This window comes from Salipiger sp. 1_MG-2023 (assembly GCF_030547555.1).
Classification (GTDB): domain Bacteria; phylum Pseudomonadota; class Alphaproteobacteria; order Rhodobacterales; family Rhodobacteraceae; genus Salipiger.
In genome coordinates this window covers 1-16,449 of record NZ_JAUOQN010000026.1, presented here as the reverse complement: position 1 = coordinate 16,449, position 16,449 = coordinate 1, and the positions used below count along the sequence as shown (strand labels likewise).

Here is a 16,449-nt window from a genome sequence, read left to right as displayed (position 1 = left end):
AAATCAATGGGCAGCGCGCCGGTTGACACGTGTCAAGGCGGCGCTCTCGCTTGGCCTGTACCGTCGCGTCAGCCCACAGGAAGGACCGACATGACAGACATTCCCGAGCCGAGCCAACCGCTTCAGGCCTCCGAGCCTTCGCAAGTCTTGCCGCAAGGCGCCGAGGTTGAGGTTCCCGCGCCCGCTGCGAACCACTCGCCTCAGGCGCGCATCCGCCGCCATGCGCCGACTCCGGACGACATCCGCCGCGCCTTCGAGACTGGCGAATACCCGTATGACGTCAAGCTGTCGCGCCGCAGCTACGAGCGGCAGAAGGCACAGCTTCAGGCGGAATTGCTCAAGGCCCAGCTTTGGGTGCAGCAATCCGGGCAGAAGCTGGTCTTGCTGTTCGAGGGCCGCGACGCCGCCGGCAAGGGCGGCACCATCAAGCGCTTTACCGAACATCTCAACCCGCGCGGGGCCCGCGTTGTGGCGCTGAACAAACCCAGTGACGAAGAGCGCGGCCAATGGTATTTTCAACGATATATCAATCATCTGCCGACCGCAGGTGAGATCGTGCTGTATGACCGCTCTTGGTACAACCGGGCCGGGGTCGAGCGGGTGATGGGGTTTTGCGAGCCCAATGAATACCTTGAATTCATGCGCCAGACGCCGGATCTGGAACGGATGCTCGTACGCTCGGGGGTGAAGCTGTACAAATATTGGTTCTCGGTCACGCAGGACGAGCAAAAGCGCCGCTTTGCCAGCCGCGAGACCGATCCGCTGAAGCAATGGAAGCTGTCGCCGATCGACAAGGCCAGTCTCGACAAATGGGAAGATTACACCGAGGCCAAGGAGGCGATGTTCTTTTACACCGACACCGCCGATGCGCCGTGGATCGTGGTCAAGTCGAACGACAAGAAGCGGGCGCGGCTGAACTGCATGCGGCATTTCCTGTCGACGCTGGAGTATCCGGGCAAGGACCGTCGCATCGCGACCCCGCCGGACCCGCTGATCGTTGGCGGTGCGGCGCATGTGATCCACAAGTCAGAGCATATTCTGGGCACCGCGCTACATCCCGACAGCCGGCACGTCACCTAGCGACGTTTCGCGCCAGCCAGTCCTGCAGCGGCGCAAGGCGGTCGAACGTGTCGATAAGCGCTGCCTCGGCATCGACGCACAACGAGTGGTACAGATCGTCGATCCAGACAAGGCAGCCGGTGTGGCGCAGCAGCTCTGCGTGGGGGTGAGCGCTGTCATAGGGGGCGGGCGGGCTGACGAGGGGCGGCGAATCCATGCGGCCCTTCAGTTCCGGCAGCAGCGCCGCAAGCTTGCCGCCTTCGGGACTGTCGAGGGCGGCGCGCCAATCCTGCGTCTGTGCCTCGTCGAACACCATCACCCCCGCCGCCGCCGTGGCGTAGTCTGGCGACAGGCCGAAGTACCAGCCGCGCCCGTCAGGCAGGGTCCAGGCGGCGTGAAGATGGGTGAAGAACGGCGTCTTGTCGTTGGAAAACCGCACGTCGCGGTGCAGGCGGAACAGTTTGGGGCGCACCCGTTGCCGTGTCCGTTGCGACAGGCGCAGCGCGATCCGGTCGACCAGCATCTCGGCGGGGCGGCGGACTTCGGCGTCATAGCGGGGCTTTTCAGCGCGAAACCACCCGCGATTGTTGTTGGCGGCGAGATCTTCGAGAAACGCCCTGACCCTTGGAGCGAAAGCGGTTTTCTCGATCGCCTGGGTCATGTCGGTGTCCTTCTGACAAAGTGACTCGAATTAGGGAGGGCCAAACCTTAGGATGGCGCGCGGCGGCGCGGTCGGTGCCGTATTGACCAACCCCCTTGTCCCGTGACGGTTCCCATATGATTCGCGTTCTGAGCTTTCTGCCCCTGCTGTTGCCTGCTTCGGGTGCGTTTGCGCATCCGCACATCTTTGTCGACACCGCGCTGGAGGTTGCGCTGAACGAGGCGCAGCAGGTGACCGGGGTTACGGTCAGCTGGGCCTATGACGAGTTTTTCACGCTGCTGCTGTTCGAAGACATGGGGCTCGACCCTGACGGCGACGGTGTGCTGAGCGATGCCGAGATGGAGGAGCTGCAGGGCTTTGAGCTGGCCAACTGGCCGCTTGATTATGCCGGAGATCTCTACCTGTTCGCGGGGGATGAGGCTGTCGAGCTTGGCAGGCCCGAGGCCCGCGGCGTGACGCTGACAGACGGGCGCATCCAGTCCGATCACTACCGCCCGTTGCTGGCGCCAAGCCCCGCCGACGGGCTGCGCATCGCGCAATATGATCCGACATATTACATCGCCTACACGCTGTCGCGCGGGGTGACGGTGCAGGGCGCATGCGAGGCCATCGTGACCGACCCCGATCTTGATGAAACCGCGCGCGCCATGCAGCAGGAACTTGCCAATATCCCCGAGGATGGCTTTACCGAGCTGCTGGCCGGGCATCTCTATGCTCAGGATGTGAGGATCGTATGCGCAGCGTCGGAGTGATCGGGGCGGCGCTGGTGGCGGCCTTGGCACTGTGGCTTTGGGCCGGGGATGGCGCCGCGCAGGTGGCGCGGCTGGCGGCCGCCGGGCAGCACGAGGCGCAGGTGGCCATGGCCCGCGCGCTGAGGGCATTGCGCGCGGGCGATCCCGGCGCGCTGTCGTGGCTGCTGGCGATGTGCTTTGCCTATGGCGTGCTGCATGCGGCGGGGCCGGGGCATGGCAAGCTGCTGGTCGGCGGCTATGGTGTCGGGCGGCGGGTGCCGCTGGCACGGCTGTCGGCGCTGGCGCTGGTGTCGAGCCTTGCGCAGGCCGGGGTGGCGATTGCCGTGGTCTATACCGGGGCGGCGCTGCTGGGGCTGGGCCGCGTGGCGCTGACCGATGCCGCCGAGGATTATCTGGCCCCTGCCAGCTATGCCGCCATCGGCTGCATCGGTCTGTGGCTGCTGCTGCGCGGCCTGCGCAAGCTGCCCGCGCCGAAGGCCCATGTGCACGATCATCACTGTGACTGCGGCCATGCCCATGCCCCGACGACCGAACAGGTGGAAACCCTGCACGGGCTGCGCGACGCCGCATTGCTGGTGGCGGCCATCGCCATCCGCCCCTGCACCGGCGCGTTGTTTCTGCTGATCCTGACATGGCGGATGAACCTTGATCTTGCCGGGATCCTTGGCGTGACCGCGATGGGGCTGGGCACGGGGGCGGTGACGGTGGCCGTGGCGGCGGCGTCGGTGACCTTTCGCGAAGGCGCGCTGATGCGCCTTGCCAGCGGCGCGCAGGCCCGCCGGGTCATGGGCGGGATCGAGGCCACGGCGGGCGCGCTGATCGCCATGATTGCCTTTGAGGTGACGCTGCGCACAGTGCTCTGAGCGCTGGCGCAGTACGCGCCGCCTTGCCGGGGCGCTTTGCCCAAGATATGGGCGTTTGCATGACAGCCCCTCTTTCATATCCCGCCCACGCCCGGGCGATCCTGCTGCTTGGCCTGCCGCTGATCGGCGGGCACCTCGCGCAGATGGCGATCAGCTTCACCGATGCGGCGATGATCGGGCGCTATGGCGTGCCGGAACTGGCGGCGCTGACGCTCAGCTCGATGGTGTTTGCGGTGTTCTTCCTGTTCGGCTCGGGCTTTGCATGGGCGGTGATGCCGATGGTGGCGCAGGCCGAAACCGAAGGCGATCACACCCAGATCCGCCGCGTCACCCGCATGGGGCTGTGGCTGTCGACGGCATTCTTTGCGCTGGCCATGCCGGTGATGTGGTTCTCCGAGCCGTTGCTGATCGCGCTGGGGCAGGAGCCGCAGGTTGCCAAGGGCGCAGGGGCCTATCTGCGCATCGCGGGCGTCGGCCTGCTGCCGGCGCTGGGCACTATGGTGCTGAAAAGCTATCTCGCTGCGCTGGAACACACCCGCGTGGTGTTCTGGATCACCGTCTTGGCCGCCATCGCCAACGCGCTGGCCAATTACGCGCTGATCTTCGGCCATTGGGGTGCGCCGGAACTGGGCATTCGCGGCGCGGCCATTGCCTCGCTGGCATCGCATGGCACGGCGCTGGTGGCGGTGATCGCCTATGCCCGGATGCGGCTGCCGCAATACCCGCTGTGGCAGCGCTTCTGGCGGCCCGATCCCGAGGCGCTGCGCGATGTCTTTGCCCTTGGCTGGCCGATTGGGTTGACCACGCTGGCCGAGGTCGGCCTGTTCGCCGCCACCTCGGTGTTCATGGGCTGGTTCGGCACCGAGGCGCTGGCCGCGCATGGCATCGTGCTTCAGATCGCCTCGGCGACCTTTATGGTGCATCTCGGTCTGGCCAATGCGGCGACGGTCCGGGCCGGGCAGGCGCGCGGGCGCCGCAATGCCGCGTTTCTGGTGCGCGATGCGCGCACCGTGCTGGCGCTGTCGGTTGCCGCTGTGGCGATCACGATCGTGCTGTTCCTTGCTATCCCCGAACCGCTGATACGGATCTTCCTGTCGCGCGACGATCCTGCCTACGCGCAGATCCTGCAGATCGGCGTGGGGCTGCTGCTGATGGCAACGGTGTTTCAGCTGGTGGATGCGTTGCAGGTGGTCACCCTTGGCCTGCTGCGCGGGCTGCGCGATACCAGCGCCCCGATGCGGATCGCCGGGCTGTCTTACTGGGGCATCGGCCTGCCTGCGGCCTGGGGGCTGGGGATCGCGCTCGGGGTCGGCCCGGTCGGCATCTGGGCCGGGCTTTGCCTTGGGCTGGCCTTGGCGGCGGTGCTGCTGCTGCGCCGTTTCTGGCGCAGCGCGGTGCCGGCGCTCAGGGCTGCATCGCGGCCATGATCATCCAGCGGATGCCATAGCGGTCGGTCAACGTGCCAAAGGCCGGGGACCAGAAGGTTGGCTCCAGCGCCATCCGCACCTCGCCGCCCTCGGCCAGCGCCTCGAACACCCGCTTGGCCTCATCGGCGTCGGGCAGGGTCAGAGTCAGCGAACACCCCGCCATCGGCCCTGCTTCGGCGTCGTCCGATCCCATGATCACCGAGTCCTCGAAGCTGATCATGCAATTCATCACCGCATCGGCGGGCAAGCCCGGCATCTTGGCCTGCTCGTCGGGCGGCAGGTCGGACAGGCTCAGGAATTGTGGCGCGGGCAGGTTCAGGATCTGCGCATAGCGGCTCATCGCCTCGCGGCAGGTCCCATCAAAGAACAGGTAGGTGGAAAAGGGCATCCGTGGTCTCCTCGATGAAGGTTGATATCAACATGACGCCCCTGCGCCCATCGGTCAAGCCAGCAAGCTTGCGCTTGCGCGCATCCCCGCCTAGAAGGCGCGAAACCTCGGATATCAGGAGCGTCACATGGGCTTTCGCATGGGCATCGTGGGTCTGCCGAACGTCGGCAAATCGACCCTCTTCAACGCGCTGACCAAGACCGCCGCGGCGCAGGCGGCGAACTTTCCCTTCTGCACCATCGAGCCCAACGTGGGCGAGGTCGCAGTCCCCGACGCCCGGCTCGACAAGCTGGCCGAGATCGCGCAGTCGAAATCCATCATCCCGACCCGGATGACCTTTGTCGACATCGCCGGTCTGGTAAAGGGCGCCTCCAAGGGCGAGGGCCTCGGCAACCAGTTCCTTGCCAACATCCGCGAGACCGATGCCATCGCCCATGTGCTGCGCTGCTTCGAAGACGATGACGTCACCCATGTGGATGGCCGCGTCGATCCGGTGAGCGATGCCGAAACCATCGAAACCGAGCTGATCATCGCCGACATGGAGAGCCTTGAAAAGCGGCTTGCCAACATCACCCGCAAGGTGCGCGGCGGCGACAAGGACGCGGTGCAGCAGGAACGGCTGATGCGCACCGCGCTGGCGGCGCTTGAAACCGGCCAGCCCGCCCGCACCGTCACCATCGACGCCGACGATCTCAAGCAGTGGAAGATGCTGCAGCTGCTGACCGCCAAGCCAGTGCTCTATGTCTGCAACGTCGATGAATCCGAGGCGGCAACCGGCAACGCCCTGTCGGCAAAGGTCGCAGAAATGGCGGCGGCGCAGGGCAACAGTCATGTGGTGATCTCGGCCAAGATCGAAGAGGAAATCAGCCAGCTCGACCCAGAGGAGGCCGAGATGTTCCTGTCCGAGCTCGGCCTCGAAGAAGCCGGTCTCGACCGACTGATCCGCGCCGGCTACGAGCTGCTGCACCTCGAGACCTACTTCACCGTTGGCCCCAAGGAAGCCCGCGCCTGGACGATCCGCAAAGGCACGATGGCGCCGCAGGCGGCCGGGGTGATCCATGGCGATTTCGAAAAGGGCTTCATCCGCGCCGAAACCATCGCCTTTGACGATTTCATCGGCAATGGCGGCGAACAGGGCGCCAAGGAAGCCGGCAAGATGCGCGCCGAAGGCAAGACCTACATGGTCAAGGACGGCGACGTGCTGCACTTCCTGTTCAACACCTGAACCCTCGCTGGGCGCGGCGGCCTGCCGCGCCCAGTCGCACGCGCAGGCCTCGCTCCGGCTTGAAACATCGCCGATGCCGATCTCTGCGACTCTCGGATTTGTTTACCTCGATCGGCCTCTGCCAGCCCGCATCCGCGCCGGATGGCGCCTAATGCCATGTCCCCCAAGACACGCCTCGCGCCCCCTGCGCTGCGCGGATTCTAGCACTCAAAACCGCGCCAGGCACCCGCGAACAGGGCCACGCTGCCGCGCCGCTCGGGCAGCCATGTCTCAGGCCACCATCCGTCCCGCCGTCATCTAAACTCGTGCAGACCCAGGTGCTCCGGGCGCCGCGCCCTGGTTTCTTCTGGCCGGAAATATCCCGGGGGTCCGGGGGCTGGCCCCCGGCCGGTCTCACAGCCTCAACGGCCCTTACAGCCCGCTCACCGCCTCGGGCACAAGCGCACCCGGAGCCTGAATGACCCGCGAGGCTAGCTGCATCGCCTGTCCCGCGCTGTCGGCCAGGGTCTTGCCGCAGGCTAGGCCCGCAAGCAGACCGGCGGCGAAACTGTCACCCGCAGCGGTTGTGTCGACAATCGACTCGACCTTTTGCGCCTGCACACGGCTCTCTCCGGCCTGCGCCTGCCACAGCACCAGATCGCCGCCGCCCTGCTTGATCGCCACCAGATCCGCGCCATGGTCGCGATAGCGCCTCAGCGTCTGCGCCGGATCGGTATCGCCCCACAGCACCTCTTCCTCGTCAAAGGACGGCAGCACGATATCCGCCGTCCGTGCGCCCATGGTCAGCCCGGCGCGCATCGCCTCGGGGCTTTCCCACAGCTTCGGGCGCAGGTTGGTGTCAAAGGCCACGATCGCGCCCCGCTTGCGCGCCTTGGCCAGCGCACCGCAGAACACCTCGCGGCTTTTCGGCGGCAGGATCGCCAGCGTGATGGCCGAGAAATGGATCATCTCGCGGCCCTTCAGGGCGCCGTCGAGCCATTTGAGATCCTCCGCCAGCATCCGCGCCGCCGACTGGCCGCGCCAATAGGAAAAGCTGCGCTCGCCCTCCTCGACGGTGATCATGTAGAGGCCCACGGTGCGCTCGGGCACCCGGCGGATCGCGCCGGTGTCGATGCCTTCGCCATCCAGAAACGACACCATCGCATCGGAAATCGCGTCGGTGCCGACACAGGTGGCGTATCCCACGGTCCAGTCCTGCGGCAGCAGGCGGCGCATGTACCATGCGGTGTTCAGCGTATCGCCCGCAAAGCCGCGCCGATACAGCCCGTCTCCTGCGCTCGACAGTTCCACCATGCATTCACCAAGGGCCAGAAAGGCGCTCATTCGTCTTACTCCAGTCGTGCCCCGCAGGGGATCATTGGGCCGGGGGCAGAATCTTGCCGGGGTTGAGGATGCCCTTCGGATCAAAGGCTGCCTTCACCCGCGCCATCCAGTCAAGCGCCGGGCCATGTTCGGCGGCCATGTATTTCTGTTTGCCGATGCCGATGCCATGTTCACCCGAAACCGTTCCGCCAAGCCGCAGCGCGGTCTCGGCCAGAATGCCCGAAAAGTCCATCACCTTTGCAACCATCGCCGCATCGGCAGGATCGTAGCGCAGCCCGCAATGGAAATTGCCATCCCCGACATGGCCGACGATGGTGCACAGCAGACTGCGCGCCTCGGCCTCGGTGCGGGCCACGCTGACCGCCTCGGCAAGACGCGAGATCGGTACGCAGACATCAGTCGACAGGGTTTTCTTTCCCGCGCCGGGATCGAGCGCCGAAATCGCCGGCAGCGCGCCATGGCGCAACGCCCAGAGCGCGCTGCGCTCTTCTTGCGTCTGCGCCTCTTGCCAGTTGTCTGCGTTCGCATCCGACGCAATCTCGCGGAACCGCTCCAGCTGTTCGCGCACAGCTTCGGGCGTTCCATGCAATTCTATGAAAAGATGTGGTTTCTCTGGAAGACCGGCGTTTTGCGCGAGGTTGAAACCGCGCACCATCATCTCGTCGACCAGTTCGATCCGGGCCATGGGCAGCCCGCACTGGATGGTCAGGATCACCGCGTTGACCGCATCGTCGATGCTGTCGAAATGGCAGGTGGCCGAAGCCAGAGCCTCAGGTTGCCCGTGCAGTTTCAGCGTCAACTCTGTGATCAGGCCCAGCGTGCCTTCGGAGCCGACAAGCAGATGCGTCAGGTCATACCCGGTCGAGGATTTGCGTGCCGCTGTCCCGGTGCGGATCACCGAACCGTCGGCCATCACCGCCTCCAGCGCCAGCACGTTCTCGCGCATGGTGCCGTAGCGCACCGCGGTGGTGCCGCTGGCCCGCGTTGCCGCCATGCCACCCAGCGAGGCATCGGCGCCGGGGTCGATGGGAAAGAACAGTCCGGTGGCGCGCAACTCTTCGTTCAGCTGCTTGCGGGTGACGCCGGGCTGAATCACCACGTTCATGTCTTCGGCCCGCACGTCGAGCACCTTGTTCATCCGGCTGAAATCGACGCTGATTCCGCCAAGATGCGCCAGATGTTGGCCTTCCAGGGAGGTGCCCGTGCCGAAAGCTACCACCGGAACACCATGCGCCGCGCAGATCGACACGATCTGCGACACCTCATCGGTGGTCTCGGGCTGGGCCACCGCGTCGGGCAGGATCTCGGGGTAATGGCCGTCGTTCTGGCCATTCTGGCGGCGCGCGGCCTCGGTGGTCGAAAAGCGGGGGCCGAGCAGGTCGGCAAGAGCCTCGAAGGCAGACATGGGGGCCTCTCGGGTTGGGACTTGCAATCGGGTATACCAACCAACAAGAGTGGTGCAAGCAGGCAGCAAGGGGGAGCCATGGCGCAGAATATCGTAATCACCGGGGCGGGCAGCGGAATCGGGCGCGCTTGTGCGCAGGCGTTCCTTGGCGCGGGATGGCAGGTGGCGCTTGTCGGGCGGCGCGAAGAGACGCTGCGCAACACCGCCAATGGCGATCCGGGCGCGCTGGTGGTGCCGTTCGATGTGTCGCAACCCGCTGAGGTCGAGGCCGGATTCGCGCAGATCGCCAACGCGTGGGGCCGCATCGACGTGCTGTTCAACAACGCCGGGATCTTTACCCCCGGCGCGCCGATCGACGAAATTCCGGTGGCCGACTGGACGGCGCTGTGCGGGGTGAACATCACCGGCATGTTCCTGTGTGCTCGCGCCGCCTTTGGTCAGATGCGCCGGCAAGCGCCGCAAGGTGGGCGCATCATCAACAACGGCTCGATCTCCGCGCATGTGCCGCGCCCCGGCTCGGCCCCCTATACCATGTCGAAACATGCGGTGAGCGGGCTGACCCGGTCGGTGAGCCTTGACGGGCGGCCTTTTGGTATCGCCTGCGGGCAGATCGACGTCGGCAATGCGCTGACCGAGATGGCCGCGCCCATGGCGAAGGGCGTAAAACAGGCCGATGGCAGCATCGCGCCCGAGGCGGTGATGGATGTGGCCCATGTGGCCAGCACGGTGCTGCACATGGCCAGCTTGCCGCCCGAGGCGAATGTGCAATTCGTCACGGTGATGGCGACGACGATGCCGTTTGTCGGGCGGGGCTGAGCCTTGAACGAGCCGATCCTTGCCGAGCAGATCGCCGATGAGCTGCGCCGCCGCATCCTGCGCGGCAGCCTGCCGCCCGGCGCGCCGCTCAAGGAGCGCGACACGGCGCTGTTGATGGGCGTGTCGCGCACCCCGATGCGCGAGGCAATCCGCATGCTGGCGCAGGAAGGGCTGGTCGATCTGCGCCCGGCGCGCAGCCCGGTCATCGCCAAGCCGACCCTCAAGCAGGTGCAGGATCAGATTGTCGTGCTGCAGGCGCTCGAGCTGCTGTCGGCGCGGCTGGCCTGCGCTGCCGCCAGCGACGAGGATCTGCAAGACATCGCCCGCCTGCACCGCGCCGTGGCGGAAAACTACGATGCGCTCGATGCGCTGGATGCGTTCGAGCTGGACATGAGCTTTCACCGCCGCATCGCGCAGGCCTCGGGCAATGCCGCGCTGGCGGAAACCCACGGAGCCTATCTGGCCCGGCTGTGGCGGGCGCGGTACCTGTCGGCGCGGATGCGCCGCAACCGCGCGCGGGTGGTGGGCAATCACGAGATTATCCTTGCGGCGCTGATGGCCCGCGACGAGGCCGCCGTGGCGGTTGCGACGCAGGCGCATATGGCCAGCATGGAAGACGACATCGCGGCGGCGCTGCGCGCCGAGGAACACAAGGAGAGCAAGCCATGAAACTGATGCGCATTGGCGAAAAGGGGCAGGAGCTGCCCGTGGTGATCGACCAGAACGGCGGGCTGCGCGATCTGTCCGGCGTGGTACCGGATTTCGCCGGGCAGGGGGTGTCTCTGGCGGCGCTGGATGCGATCCGCGCGCTGGATCTGACCACGTTGCCGCTGCTGCCCGAGGGCGCGCGCATTGGCGCCTGCCTTGCCTCGGTGCCCAATTTCTACTGCATTGGGCTGAATTATACGGGCCATGCCGCGGAAACCGGCGCCAAGATCCCCGCCGAGCCGATCATGTTCACCAAGGCCAGCTCGGCGCTGTCGGGTCCCAATGACGATGTGATCATCCCGCCGGGGTCGGAAAAATCCGACTGGGAGGTCGAGCTGGGCGTGGTCATCGGTGCGCCGTGCTGGCAGGTGCCGCAGGCGCAGGCGCTGGCCCATGTCGCGGGGTACTGCGTGGTCAACGACCTGTCGGAACGCGAATGGCAGATGGAGCGCGGCGGCCAGTGGATCAAGGGCAAATCCGCGCCCGGGTTCGGCCCCTGCGGGCCGATGCTGGTCACCGCCGACGAGATCCCCGATCCGCAGGCGTTGGCCCTGTCGCTGGATCTGAACGGCACGCGGGTGCAGGACAGCCATACCTCGGACATGATCTTTGGCGTGGATGAGATCGTCTCGTATCTCAGCCGGTTCATGGAGCTGCTGCCGGGCGACATCATCTCGACCGGCACGCCGTCGGGCGTGGGGCTTGGCATGAAACCGCCACGCTACCTGCGCGCGGGCGATACCATGACGCTGCGCATCGATGGTCTGGGTGAGCAACACCAGAAAGCGGTCGCGGCCTGATCGGCGGCCGGGTGGCCCGCAAGGGTCGCCCGCCTGCGCATTATGGCGGCTTGCATGGGCCGCCTGACTGCGCGGCTTGGGGCGGCCCGCGCGGGCCGACCGTTTACGCGGCGTCGCTGCGTTTTTCCGCAAGCGCGGTGAACAGCGCCGTCTCCAGCTCTTTTTCCAGCTCGCGGGCGCGTTTGACATAGGCCTCGTTCTCGGCCGAGGGGATATTGGGATCCCACAGCCCGGCCAGTTCGGCCACGGTTTCGCGGTCGTGGTGGTAAAAGGTCTCTTCGGCGATGGCCGCCTCGTATTCGGTCATGCCGCTTTCCTCGAGCACATAGCGCCCGGCGCGCAGCGAGCTGTCGAACATCTCGCGCACGATTTTGTTGGCCCCGGCCTGATACAGCTCGTAGACATGGGTGCGGTCATGGGCGCGGGCCACGATGAACAGATCCTCGCGCACGCGCCGGGCAAAGCGCACCAGCTTGGTCGTGGCCTTGGGATCGTCAAGCGCCGCCACCAGCACCTTGGCATCCTTGATGCCCGCCGCGTGCAGCAGTTCGGGCCGGGTCGGATCGCCAAAGAAGCCGCGATAGCCAAAGCGGCGCATCAGCTCGATGGTCTGCATGTCGTGGTCGATCACCACGGTGCGCATCCCCGAGCTTTGCACCAGACGGTTGACGATCTGCCCAAAGCGCCCGATGCCCGCGATGATGATCGGCCCGTCCGCCTCGACATGATCGTCGGGCTGGGGCTCTCCGGTCTCCTTGAGCCGCGAGGCGAGCACGTCGAACAGGATGAACAGCAGCGGCGTGATTAGCATCGACAGCGCCACCACCAGCAGCAGCCGCTGCCCCATGTTCTGGGTGAAAATTCCCAGCTGCAACGAGAAAGAGATCAGCACGAAGCCGAATTCCCCCGCCTGCGCCAACGCCAGCGTGAACAGCCAACGCCCACGGATGCGCAGCCTGAAGATGTGGCTGAGCAGGTGCAGGATCGCACCCTTGATGACGATCAGCCCCACCGCCAACCCGACAATCACAAACGGTTCGCGCATGAAGGAGTCAATGCTGACGCCCGCGCCCACGGTGATGAAGAACATCCCCAGCAGCAGACCCTTGAACGGCTCGATGTCGGATTCCAGCTGGTGGCGGAACTCCGAGTTCGCCAGCACCACCCCGGCGAGAAAGGTGCCAAGGGCAGGCGACAGGCCGACCAGCTCCATCAGAAAGGCGATGCCCGCGACGATCAACAGGGCGACGGCGGTGAACATCTCGGGCAGGCGGGCGGAATTGATATGCCGGAACAGCGGGCGCGCGCCAAAGATCCCGGCGACGATGATCGAGGCCACGGCGGTCAGCGTTACCAGCGCCACGCCCCAGCCGGGCAGCCCGTCAACGAGGCTCATGGCGTGATGCGCCTCGGTATCGGCGGGGAGCAGGATCGAGCCATCGGGCGCCAGCGAGGCTGCCACCGGAACCGCCAGCAGCGGCAGCGCGATCAGCATCGGGATCACTGCGATATCCTGCGTCAGCAGCACGCTGAAGGCCGATCTCCCGCCGCCTGACTGCATCAACCCCTTTTCGCTGAGCGTCTGCAACACGATGGCGGTCGAGGACAGCGCGAAGATCATGCCGACTGCCAGCGCCGGTGCCCAGGCCATGCCCAGGATCATCGCCCCCGCCATGATCGCCAGCGTGGTCAGCACGATCTGCGAGCCACCAAGCCCGACAAGGCGGTGCCGCATGTCCCACAGCGCGCGCGGCTCTAGTTCGAGCCCGATGATGAACAGCATCATCACCACACCGAATTCGGCAAAATGCAGCAGATCTTCGGTGGCTGAGACCAGATGCAGCACCGGGCCGATGATGATGCCAGCCAGAAGGTAGCCGAGTACCGAGCCAAGCCCCAGCCGCGCCGCTATGGGAACCGCGATCACCGCGGCCAGAAGATAGATTGACGCTTGGAATAGAAATCCGTCCATGATGGGTCCTGTGCTGCTCGCCGGCATCTTGGGGCACCGCGCGGGCAGGGGCAACAGGGCATGGCGGGCACGCGCTATCATGGCGTCGTGATCGCCATGCCCCGGTGGCGCGACTTGACGGGGCAGGGGCGCCGGGTATATGCGAGCGCCCGTGGCGCTTTGTTACCGGATTGCGGGCCACGTTAAACAAACCGCTAAAGAGGTCGGACGAAAGCCCCTTTCGCTTGACCGCGACGGGGCTTTTTTCATTTGGGCGCATGGCCCGGAAGGACGAGACAGATGAGCGACACCAAATCCCGCACCGCACTGGTTCACGGCGGAACGAAGCGCAGCCAGTGGAACGAGGTTTCCGAGGCAATTTTCCTGACCCAGGGATTTGTCTACGACAGCGCCGAGGCGGCCGAGCAGCGCTTCGTCAAGGCGGGCGAGAACGAGTTCATCTATGCCCGCTACGGCAACCCGACCATGCGCATGTTCGAGGATCGGCTCTCGCACTATCTGGGCTACGAGGATGGCTTTGCCTGCACCAGCGGCATGGCGGCGGTGTCGGGCGCGCTGATGGCGCTGTGCAAGGCGGGCGACCGGGTGGTGGCCTCGCGGGCGCTGTTCGGCTCGTGTCTCTTCGTGCTCGAGGAAATCCTCGGCAAGTTCGGGGTCGAGATCGTGCTGGTCGACGGGCGCGACACCGCGGCATGGGATGCGGCGCTGAGCAAAGACACGCGGGCGGTGTTCCTTGAATCGATCTCGAACCCGACGCTGGAAGTGATCGACCTGAAATACGTGTGCGAGGCGGCGCACAAGGTCGGCGCGCTGGTCATTGTCGATGATGCCATGGCGACGCCGGTGTTTTCCTACGCGCAGGCGTGCGGCGCCGATCTGTGCGTAATCTCGACCACCAAGCATGTCGACGGGCAGGGCCGGATGCTGGGCGGGATGATCTGCGGCAGTAAGGAGCTGATCCGCGGCCCCATCGAAACCTACATGAAGCACACCGGCGGTGCGATGAACCCGTTCACGGCGTGGTCACATCTCAAGGCGCTTGAAACGCTGGAGCTGCGGGTGCGCGCGCAGGCCGATGCCGTGCTCAAGGTCTGTGATGCGCTGTCGGGCCATGACAAGATCGCCTTCGTGCATTACCCGACCCACAAGGACCACCCGCAGCAGGCGCTGGCGCTGAGCCAGGCCCCGTTTGGCGGCACCGTGCTGGCCTTTGAGGTGAAGGGCGGCAAGGAGGCCTGCTTCCGCTTCCTCAACGCGTTGGAAACCATCCTGATTTCCAATAATTTTGCGGATGCGAAATCCATCGCGACCCATCCGGCGACCACCACCCACCAGCGCCTGCCGCAGGATCAGAAAGATCTGCTGGGCATCACGCCCGGCCTCGTGCGCCTGTCGATCGGGCTGGAGGACCCCGCCGATCTGATCGCCGATCTGCTGGCCGCGCTGGAACAGGCCTGAACAGGCCCGATCGGGACAATCGCGGGAAATAGGAAACCATCCTGACGGAAAATCTTGGAAAAGGGCGCGGATCATCTTATCTGTTCCCTTGACCATCCAACCCCGAAGGGTGCCGAAAGATGAACGTTCACACGCCCGACCTGAGCATCGACCCGAGCCGCGAAGAGGCCGCCGCCGCGCTGGCCCTGCTGCGCCGCTATATCGCCAGCGCTGGCGAGGGGGATCTGGCGGCGGTGGACCCGGGTTTGTCGGCCCTGCGCGAGGGCGTGAGCTATCCGGATCTGGCCTGCGAGTATCCCGCAGATTTCGATGCCAACGCGGCCTATCGGGCCACGCTGCCCGATCTTCAGAACGGTCCTGCCTCTCTGATCAAGGGCGAAAACCGGGCGATCCAGCATGTCGGGATTTCCAACTTCCGCCTGCCGATCCGCTATCGCACCCGCGATGCCGGTGATCTGATGCTGGAAACATCGGTGACTGGCACCGTCAGCCTTGATGCCGGTAAGAAGGGCATCAACATGTCGCGCATCATGCGCAGCTTTTATGTCCATGCCGACAAGACCTTTTCCTTTGACGTGATCGAGGCGGCGCTGGACGATTACAAGAGCGACCTTGGCAGTTTCGACGCCCGCATCCAGATGCGCCTGTCGTTTCCGCTGCGGGTGGGCAGCCTGCGCTCTGGCCTGTCGGGTTATCAGTATTACGATATCGCGCTGGAACTGGTCGAGGTTGCGGGCGTGCGCCGCCGCATGCTGCATCTCGATTACGTCTACAGCTCGACCTGCCCATGCTCGCTGGAGCTGTCGGAACACGCTCGGCGCACCCGTGGGCAACTGGCAACGCCGCATTCGCAGCGCTCTGTGGCGCGGATTTCGGTGCAGATGAAGCCGGGGCGCTGCCTGTGGTTCGAAGATGTCATCGAGCTGTGCCGCGCCGCGGTGCCGACCGAAACGCAGGTGATGGTCAAACGTGAGGACGAGCAGGCCTTTGCCGAGCTCAACGCCGCCAACCCGATCTTTGTCGAAGACGCGGCGCGCCTGTTCGCCGAGCAGCTGCACGCCGATCCGCGCATCGGCGATTTCCGCGTGCTTGCGAGCCATCAGGAAAGCCTGCATTCGCATGATGCGGTGTCCGTGCTGACCGAAGGCCCAACATTTGCCGCGCAAAGCCTCGATCCAAAGCTGCTCGCGAGCCTGCATCACGCTGGCTGATCCGCCCTTTCCCGCGCCAACCTGCCCAAAGCCCGTGCGTTTCGCGCGGGCTTTTCTGCGTTGCAGCAAAACGTGAACGCTGGGTTCGGGATATTTTCAGAAACAGGCCTAATATTTGCCGTGGGGGGAAACCAAACCACTCGAAAGGGTTTCCGAATGCACAGCAACAATGTTGCGATCACGCTGGGGCACGGCTCGCTCAGGCACAAGATCGACACTTATTTCACCAATGTCGGCCTCGGGGTGAACCCCTATGGGCTGCGCCGGTCGCGGATGGCCGAGATCATCCGGCTGGAAATGAAAAGGGTAGTGTCCCAACGCTTGGTGTAGGAGGCCGCGCGCGGAGCCCCCGGCGTAGCGCAGCGCGCGGCCGGGTGTGAC

General features: G+C 65.4%; 16 protein-coding genes and 1 riboswitch. Of the genes, 11 read left to right on the top strand and 5 right to left on the bottom strand.

Annotation, left to right across the window (positions count from 1 at the left end):
* Nucleotides 1-90 precede the first annotated feature (90 nt).
* Complete coding sequence (ppk2, locus tag Q4543_RS13450; protein WP_303438996.1) at nucleotides 91-1,080, top strand: polyphosphate kinase 2; 990 nt, start codon at nucleotides 91-93, stop codon at nucleotides 1,078-1,080.
* Here ppk2 and Q4543_RS13445 read toward each other — a convergent pair.
* Complete coding sequence (locus Q4543_RS13445; RefSeq protein WP_303438995.1) at nucleotides 1,073-1,720, bottom strand: TIGR02453 family protein; 648 nt, start codon at nucleotides 1,718-1,720, stop codon at nucleotides 1,073-1,075. The genes ppk2 and Q4543_RS13445 overlap by 8 nt on opposite strands.
* 116 nt (nucleotides 1,721-1,836) lie before the next feature.
* Here Q4543_RS13445 and Q4543_RS13440 point away from each other — a divergent pair, with 116 nt between their 5' ends.
* The 3 genes from Q4543_RS13440 to Q4543_RS13430 are packed head-to-tail and all read left to right on the top strand — an operon-like array spanning nucleotide 1,837 to nucleotide 4,762.
* Entirely contained in the window at nucleotides 1,837-2,472 is a 636-nt protein-coding gene (locus Q4543_RS13440) for a DUF1007 family protein (RefSeq protein ID WP_303438994.1), read from the top strand.
* Complete coding sequence (locus tag Q4543_RS13435) at nucleotides 2,454-3,335, top strand: nickel/cobalt transporter (RefSeq protein WP_303438993.1); 882 nt, start codon at nucleotides 2,454-2,456, stop codon at nucleotides 3,333-3,335. Before Q4543_RS13440 ends, Q4543_RS13435 begins: the two co-directional genes overlap by 19 nt.
* A 59-nt stretch (nucleotides 3,336-3,394) precedes the next feature.
* Complete coding sequence (locus tag Q4543_RS13430) at nucleotides 3,395-4,762, top strand: MATE family efflux transporter (RefSeq protein ID WP_303438992.1); 1,368 nt, start codon at nucleotides 3,395-3,397, stop codon at nucleotides 4,760-4,762.
* On the opposite strand, the gene Q4543_RS13425 is transcribed toward Q4543_RS13430, so the two are convergent.
* Nucleotides 4,740-5,150, bottom strand: coding sequence for a VOC family protein (locus Q4543_RS13425; protein WP_303438991.1), 411 nt, complete (start codon nucleotides 5,148-5,150; stop codon nucleotides 4,740-4,742). The two genes, Q4543_RS13430 and Q4543_RS13425, sit on opposite strands and share 23 nt — an antisense overlap.
* Before the next feature lie 127 nt (nucleotides 5,151-5,277).
* Here Q4543_RS13425 and ychF point away from each other — a divergent pair, with 127 nt between their 5' ends.
* Nucleotides 5,278-6,375, top strand: coding sequence for a redox-regulated ATPase YchF (ychF, locus tag Q4543_RS13420; RefSeq protein ID WP_303438990.1), 1,098 nt, complete (start codon nucleotides 5,278-5,280; stop codon nucleotides 6,373-6,375).
* Between the two features lie 411 nt (nucleotides 6,376-6,786).
* Here the strand turns inward: ychF and Q4543_RS13415 are convergent, their stop codons facing one another.
* Together Q4543_RS13415 and Q4543_RS13410 are read right to left on the bottom strand one after the other, a co-directional pair.
* On the bottom strand, nucleotides 6,787-7,698 hold the full coding sequence (locus Q4543_RS13415; RefSeq protein ID WP_216005651.1) for a sugar kinase: 912 nt from the start codon (nucleotides 7,696-7,698) through the stop codon (nucleotides 6,787-6,789).
* 31 nt (nucleotides 7,699-7,729) lie between these two features.
* On the bottom strand, nucleotides 7,730-9,103 hold the full coding sequence (locus Q4543_RS13410) for an FAD-binding oxidoreductase (protein ID WP_303438989.1): 1,374 nt from the start codon (nucleotides 9,101-9,103) through the stop codon (nucleotides 7,730-7,732).
* A gap of 78 nt (nucleotides 9,104-9,181) precedes the next feature.
* Here Q4543_RS13410 and Q4543_RS13405 point away from each other — a divergent pair, with 78 nt between their 5' ends.
* From Q4543_RS13405 to Q4543_RS13395, 3 genes are read left to right on the top strand one after another with little or no spacing between them, the layout of a single operon-like run.
* A complete protein-coding gene (locus Q4543_RS13405) occupies nucleotides 9,182-9,919 on the top strand; it encodes an SDR family oxidoreductase (RefSeq protein ID WP_303438988.1) in 738 nt (245 codons plus the stop codon).
* 3 nt (nucleotides 9,920-9,922) lie between these two features.
* A complete protein-coding gene (locus Q4543_RS13400; RefSeq protein ID WP_216005648.1) occupies nucleotides 9,923-10,588 on the top strand; it encodes a GntR family transcriptional regulator in 666 nt (221 codons plus the stop codon).
* Nucleotides 10,585-11,427, top strand: coding sequence for a fumarylacetoacetate hydrolase family protein (locus Q4543_RS13395; protein WP_303438987.1), 843 nt, complete (start codon nucleotides 10,585-10,587; stop codon nucleotides 11,425-11,427). Before Q4543_RS13400 ends, Q4543_RS13395 begins: the two co-directional genes overlap by 4 nt.
* Nucleotides 11,428-11,530: 103 nt before the next feature.
* On the opposite strand, the gene Q4543_RS13390 is transcribed toward Q4543_RS13395, so the two are convergent.
* Nucleotides 11,531-13,399, bottom strand: a complete 1,869-nt coding sequence (locus tag Q4543_RS13390; protein ID WP_303438986.1) for a cation:proton antiporter — start codon at nucleotides 13,397-13,399, stop codon at nucleotides 11,531-11,533.
* A gap of 141 nt (nucleotides 13,400-13,540) precedes the next feature.
* Nucleotides 13,541-13,618, top strand: a riboswitch (SAM riboswitch).
* Between the two features lie 60 nt (nucleotides 13,619-13,678).
* Here Q4543_RS13390 and Q4543_RS13385 point away from each other — a divergent pair.
* The 3 genes from Q4543_RS13385 to Q4543_RS13375 all read left to right on the top strand — a co-directional run bounded on the left by Q4543_RS13385 (nucleotide 13,679) and on the right by Q4543_RS13375 (nucleotide 16,398).
* The gene (locus tag Q4543_RS13385) at nucleotides 13,679-14,857 is read left to right on the top strand and encodes an aminotransferase class I/II-fold pyridoxal phosphate-dependent enzyme (RefSeq protein ID WP_303438985.1); all 1,179 of its coding nucleotides are present in this window, start codon (nucleotides 13,679-13,681) and stop codon (nucleotides 14,855-14,857) included.
* A 119-nt stretch (nucleotides 14,858-14,976) separates the two neighbouring features.
* A complete protein-coding gene (gene folE2 / locus Q4543_RS13380; protein ID WP_303438984.1) occupies nucleotides 14,977-16,068 on the top strand; it encodes a GTP cyclohydrolase FolE2 in 1,092 nt (363 codons plus the stop codon).
* A gap of 156 nt (nucleotides 16,069-16,224) precedes the next feature.
* Entirely contained in the window at nucleotides 16,225-16,398 is a 174-nt protein-coding gene (locus Q4543_RS13375) for a hypothetical protein (protein WP_303438983.1), read from the top strand.
* Nucleotides 16,399-16,449 lie beyond the last annotated feature (51 nt).

Excerpts from the sequence above, each read along its gene's own strand:
- ppk2 (WP_303438996.1), top strand. The coding sequence starts at position 91 with ATGACAGACATTCCCGAGCCGAGCCAACCGCTTCAGGCCTCCGAGCCT.
- Q4543_RS13445 (WP_303438995.1), bottom strand. The coding sequence starts at position 1,720 with ATGACCCAGGCGATCGAGAAAACCGCTTTCGCTCCAAGGGTCAGGGCG.
- Q4543_RS13440 (WP_303438994.1), top strand. The coding sequence starts at position 1,837 with ATGATTCGCGTTCTGAGCTTTCTGCCCCTGCTGTTGCCTGCTTCGGGT.
- Q4543_RS13435 (WP_303438993.1), top strand. The coding sequence starts at position 2,454 with ATGCGCAGCGTCGGAGTGATCGGGGCGGCGCTGGTGGCGGCCTTGGCA.
- Q4543_RS13430 (WP_303438992.1), top strand. The coding sequence starts at position 3,395 with ATGACAGCCCCTCTTTCATATCCCGCCCACGCCCGGGCGATCCTGCTG.
- Q4543_RS13425 (WP_303438991.1), bottom strand. The coding sequence starts at position 5,150 with ATGCCCTTTTCCACCTACCTGTTCTTTGATGGGACCTGCCGCGAGGCG.
- ychF (WP_303438990.1), top strand. The coding sequence starts at position 5,278 with ATGGGCTTTCGCATGGGCATCGTGGGTCTGCCGAACGTCGGCAAATCG.
- Q4543_RS13415 (WP_216005651.1), bottom strand. The coding sequence starts at position 7,698 with ATGAGCGCCTTTCTGGCCCTTGGTGAATGCATGGTGGAACTGTCGAGC.
- Q4543_RS13410 (WP_303438989.1), bottom strand. The coding sequence starts at position 9,103 with ATGTCTGCCTTCGAGGCTCTTGCCGACCTGCTCGGCCCCCGCTTTTCG.
- Q4543_RS13405 (WP_303438988.1), top strand. The coding sequence starts at position 9,182 with ATGGCGCAGAATATCGTAATCACCGGGGCGGGCAGCGGAATCGGGCGC.
- Q4543_RS13395 (WP_303438987.1), top strand. The coding sequence starts at position 10,585 with ATGAAACTGATGCGCATTGGCGAAAAGGGGCAGGAGCTGCCCGTGGTG.
- Q4543_RS13390 (WP_303438986.1), bottom strand. The coding sequence starts at position 13,399 with ATGGACGGATTTCTATTCCAAGCGTCAATCTATCTTCTGGCCGCGGTG.
- Q4543_RS13385 (WP_303438985.1), top strand. The coding sequence starts at position 13,679 with ATGAGCGACACCAAATCCCGCACCGCACTGGTTCACGGCGGAACGAAG.
- folE2 (WP_303438984.1), top strand. The coding sequence starts at position 14,977 with ATGAACGTTCACACGCCCGACCTGAGCATCGACCCGAGCCGCGAAGAG.
- Q4543_RS13375 (WP_303438983.1), top strand. The coding sequence starts at position 16,225 with ATGCACAGCAACAATGTTGCGATCACGCTGGGGCACGGCTCGCTCAGG.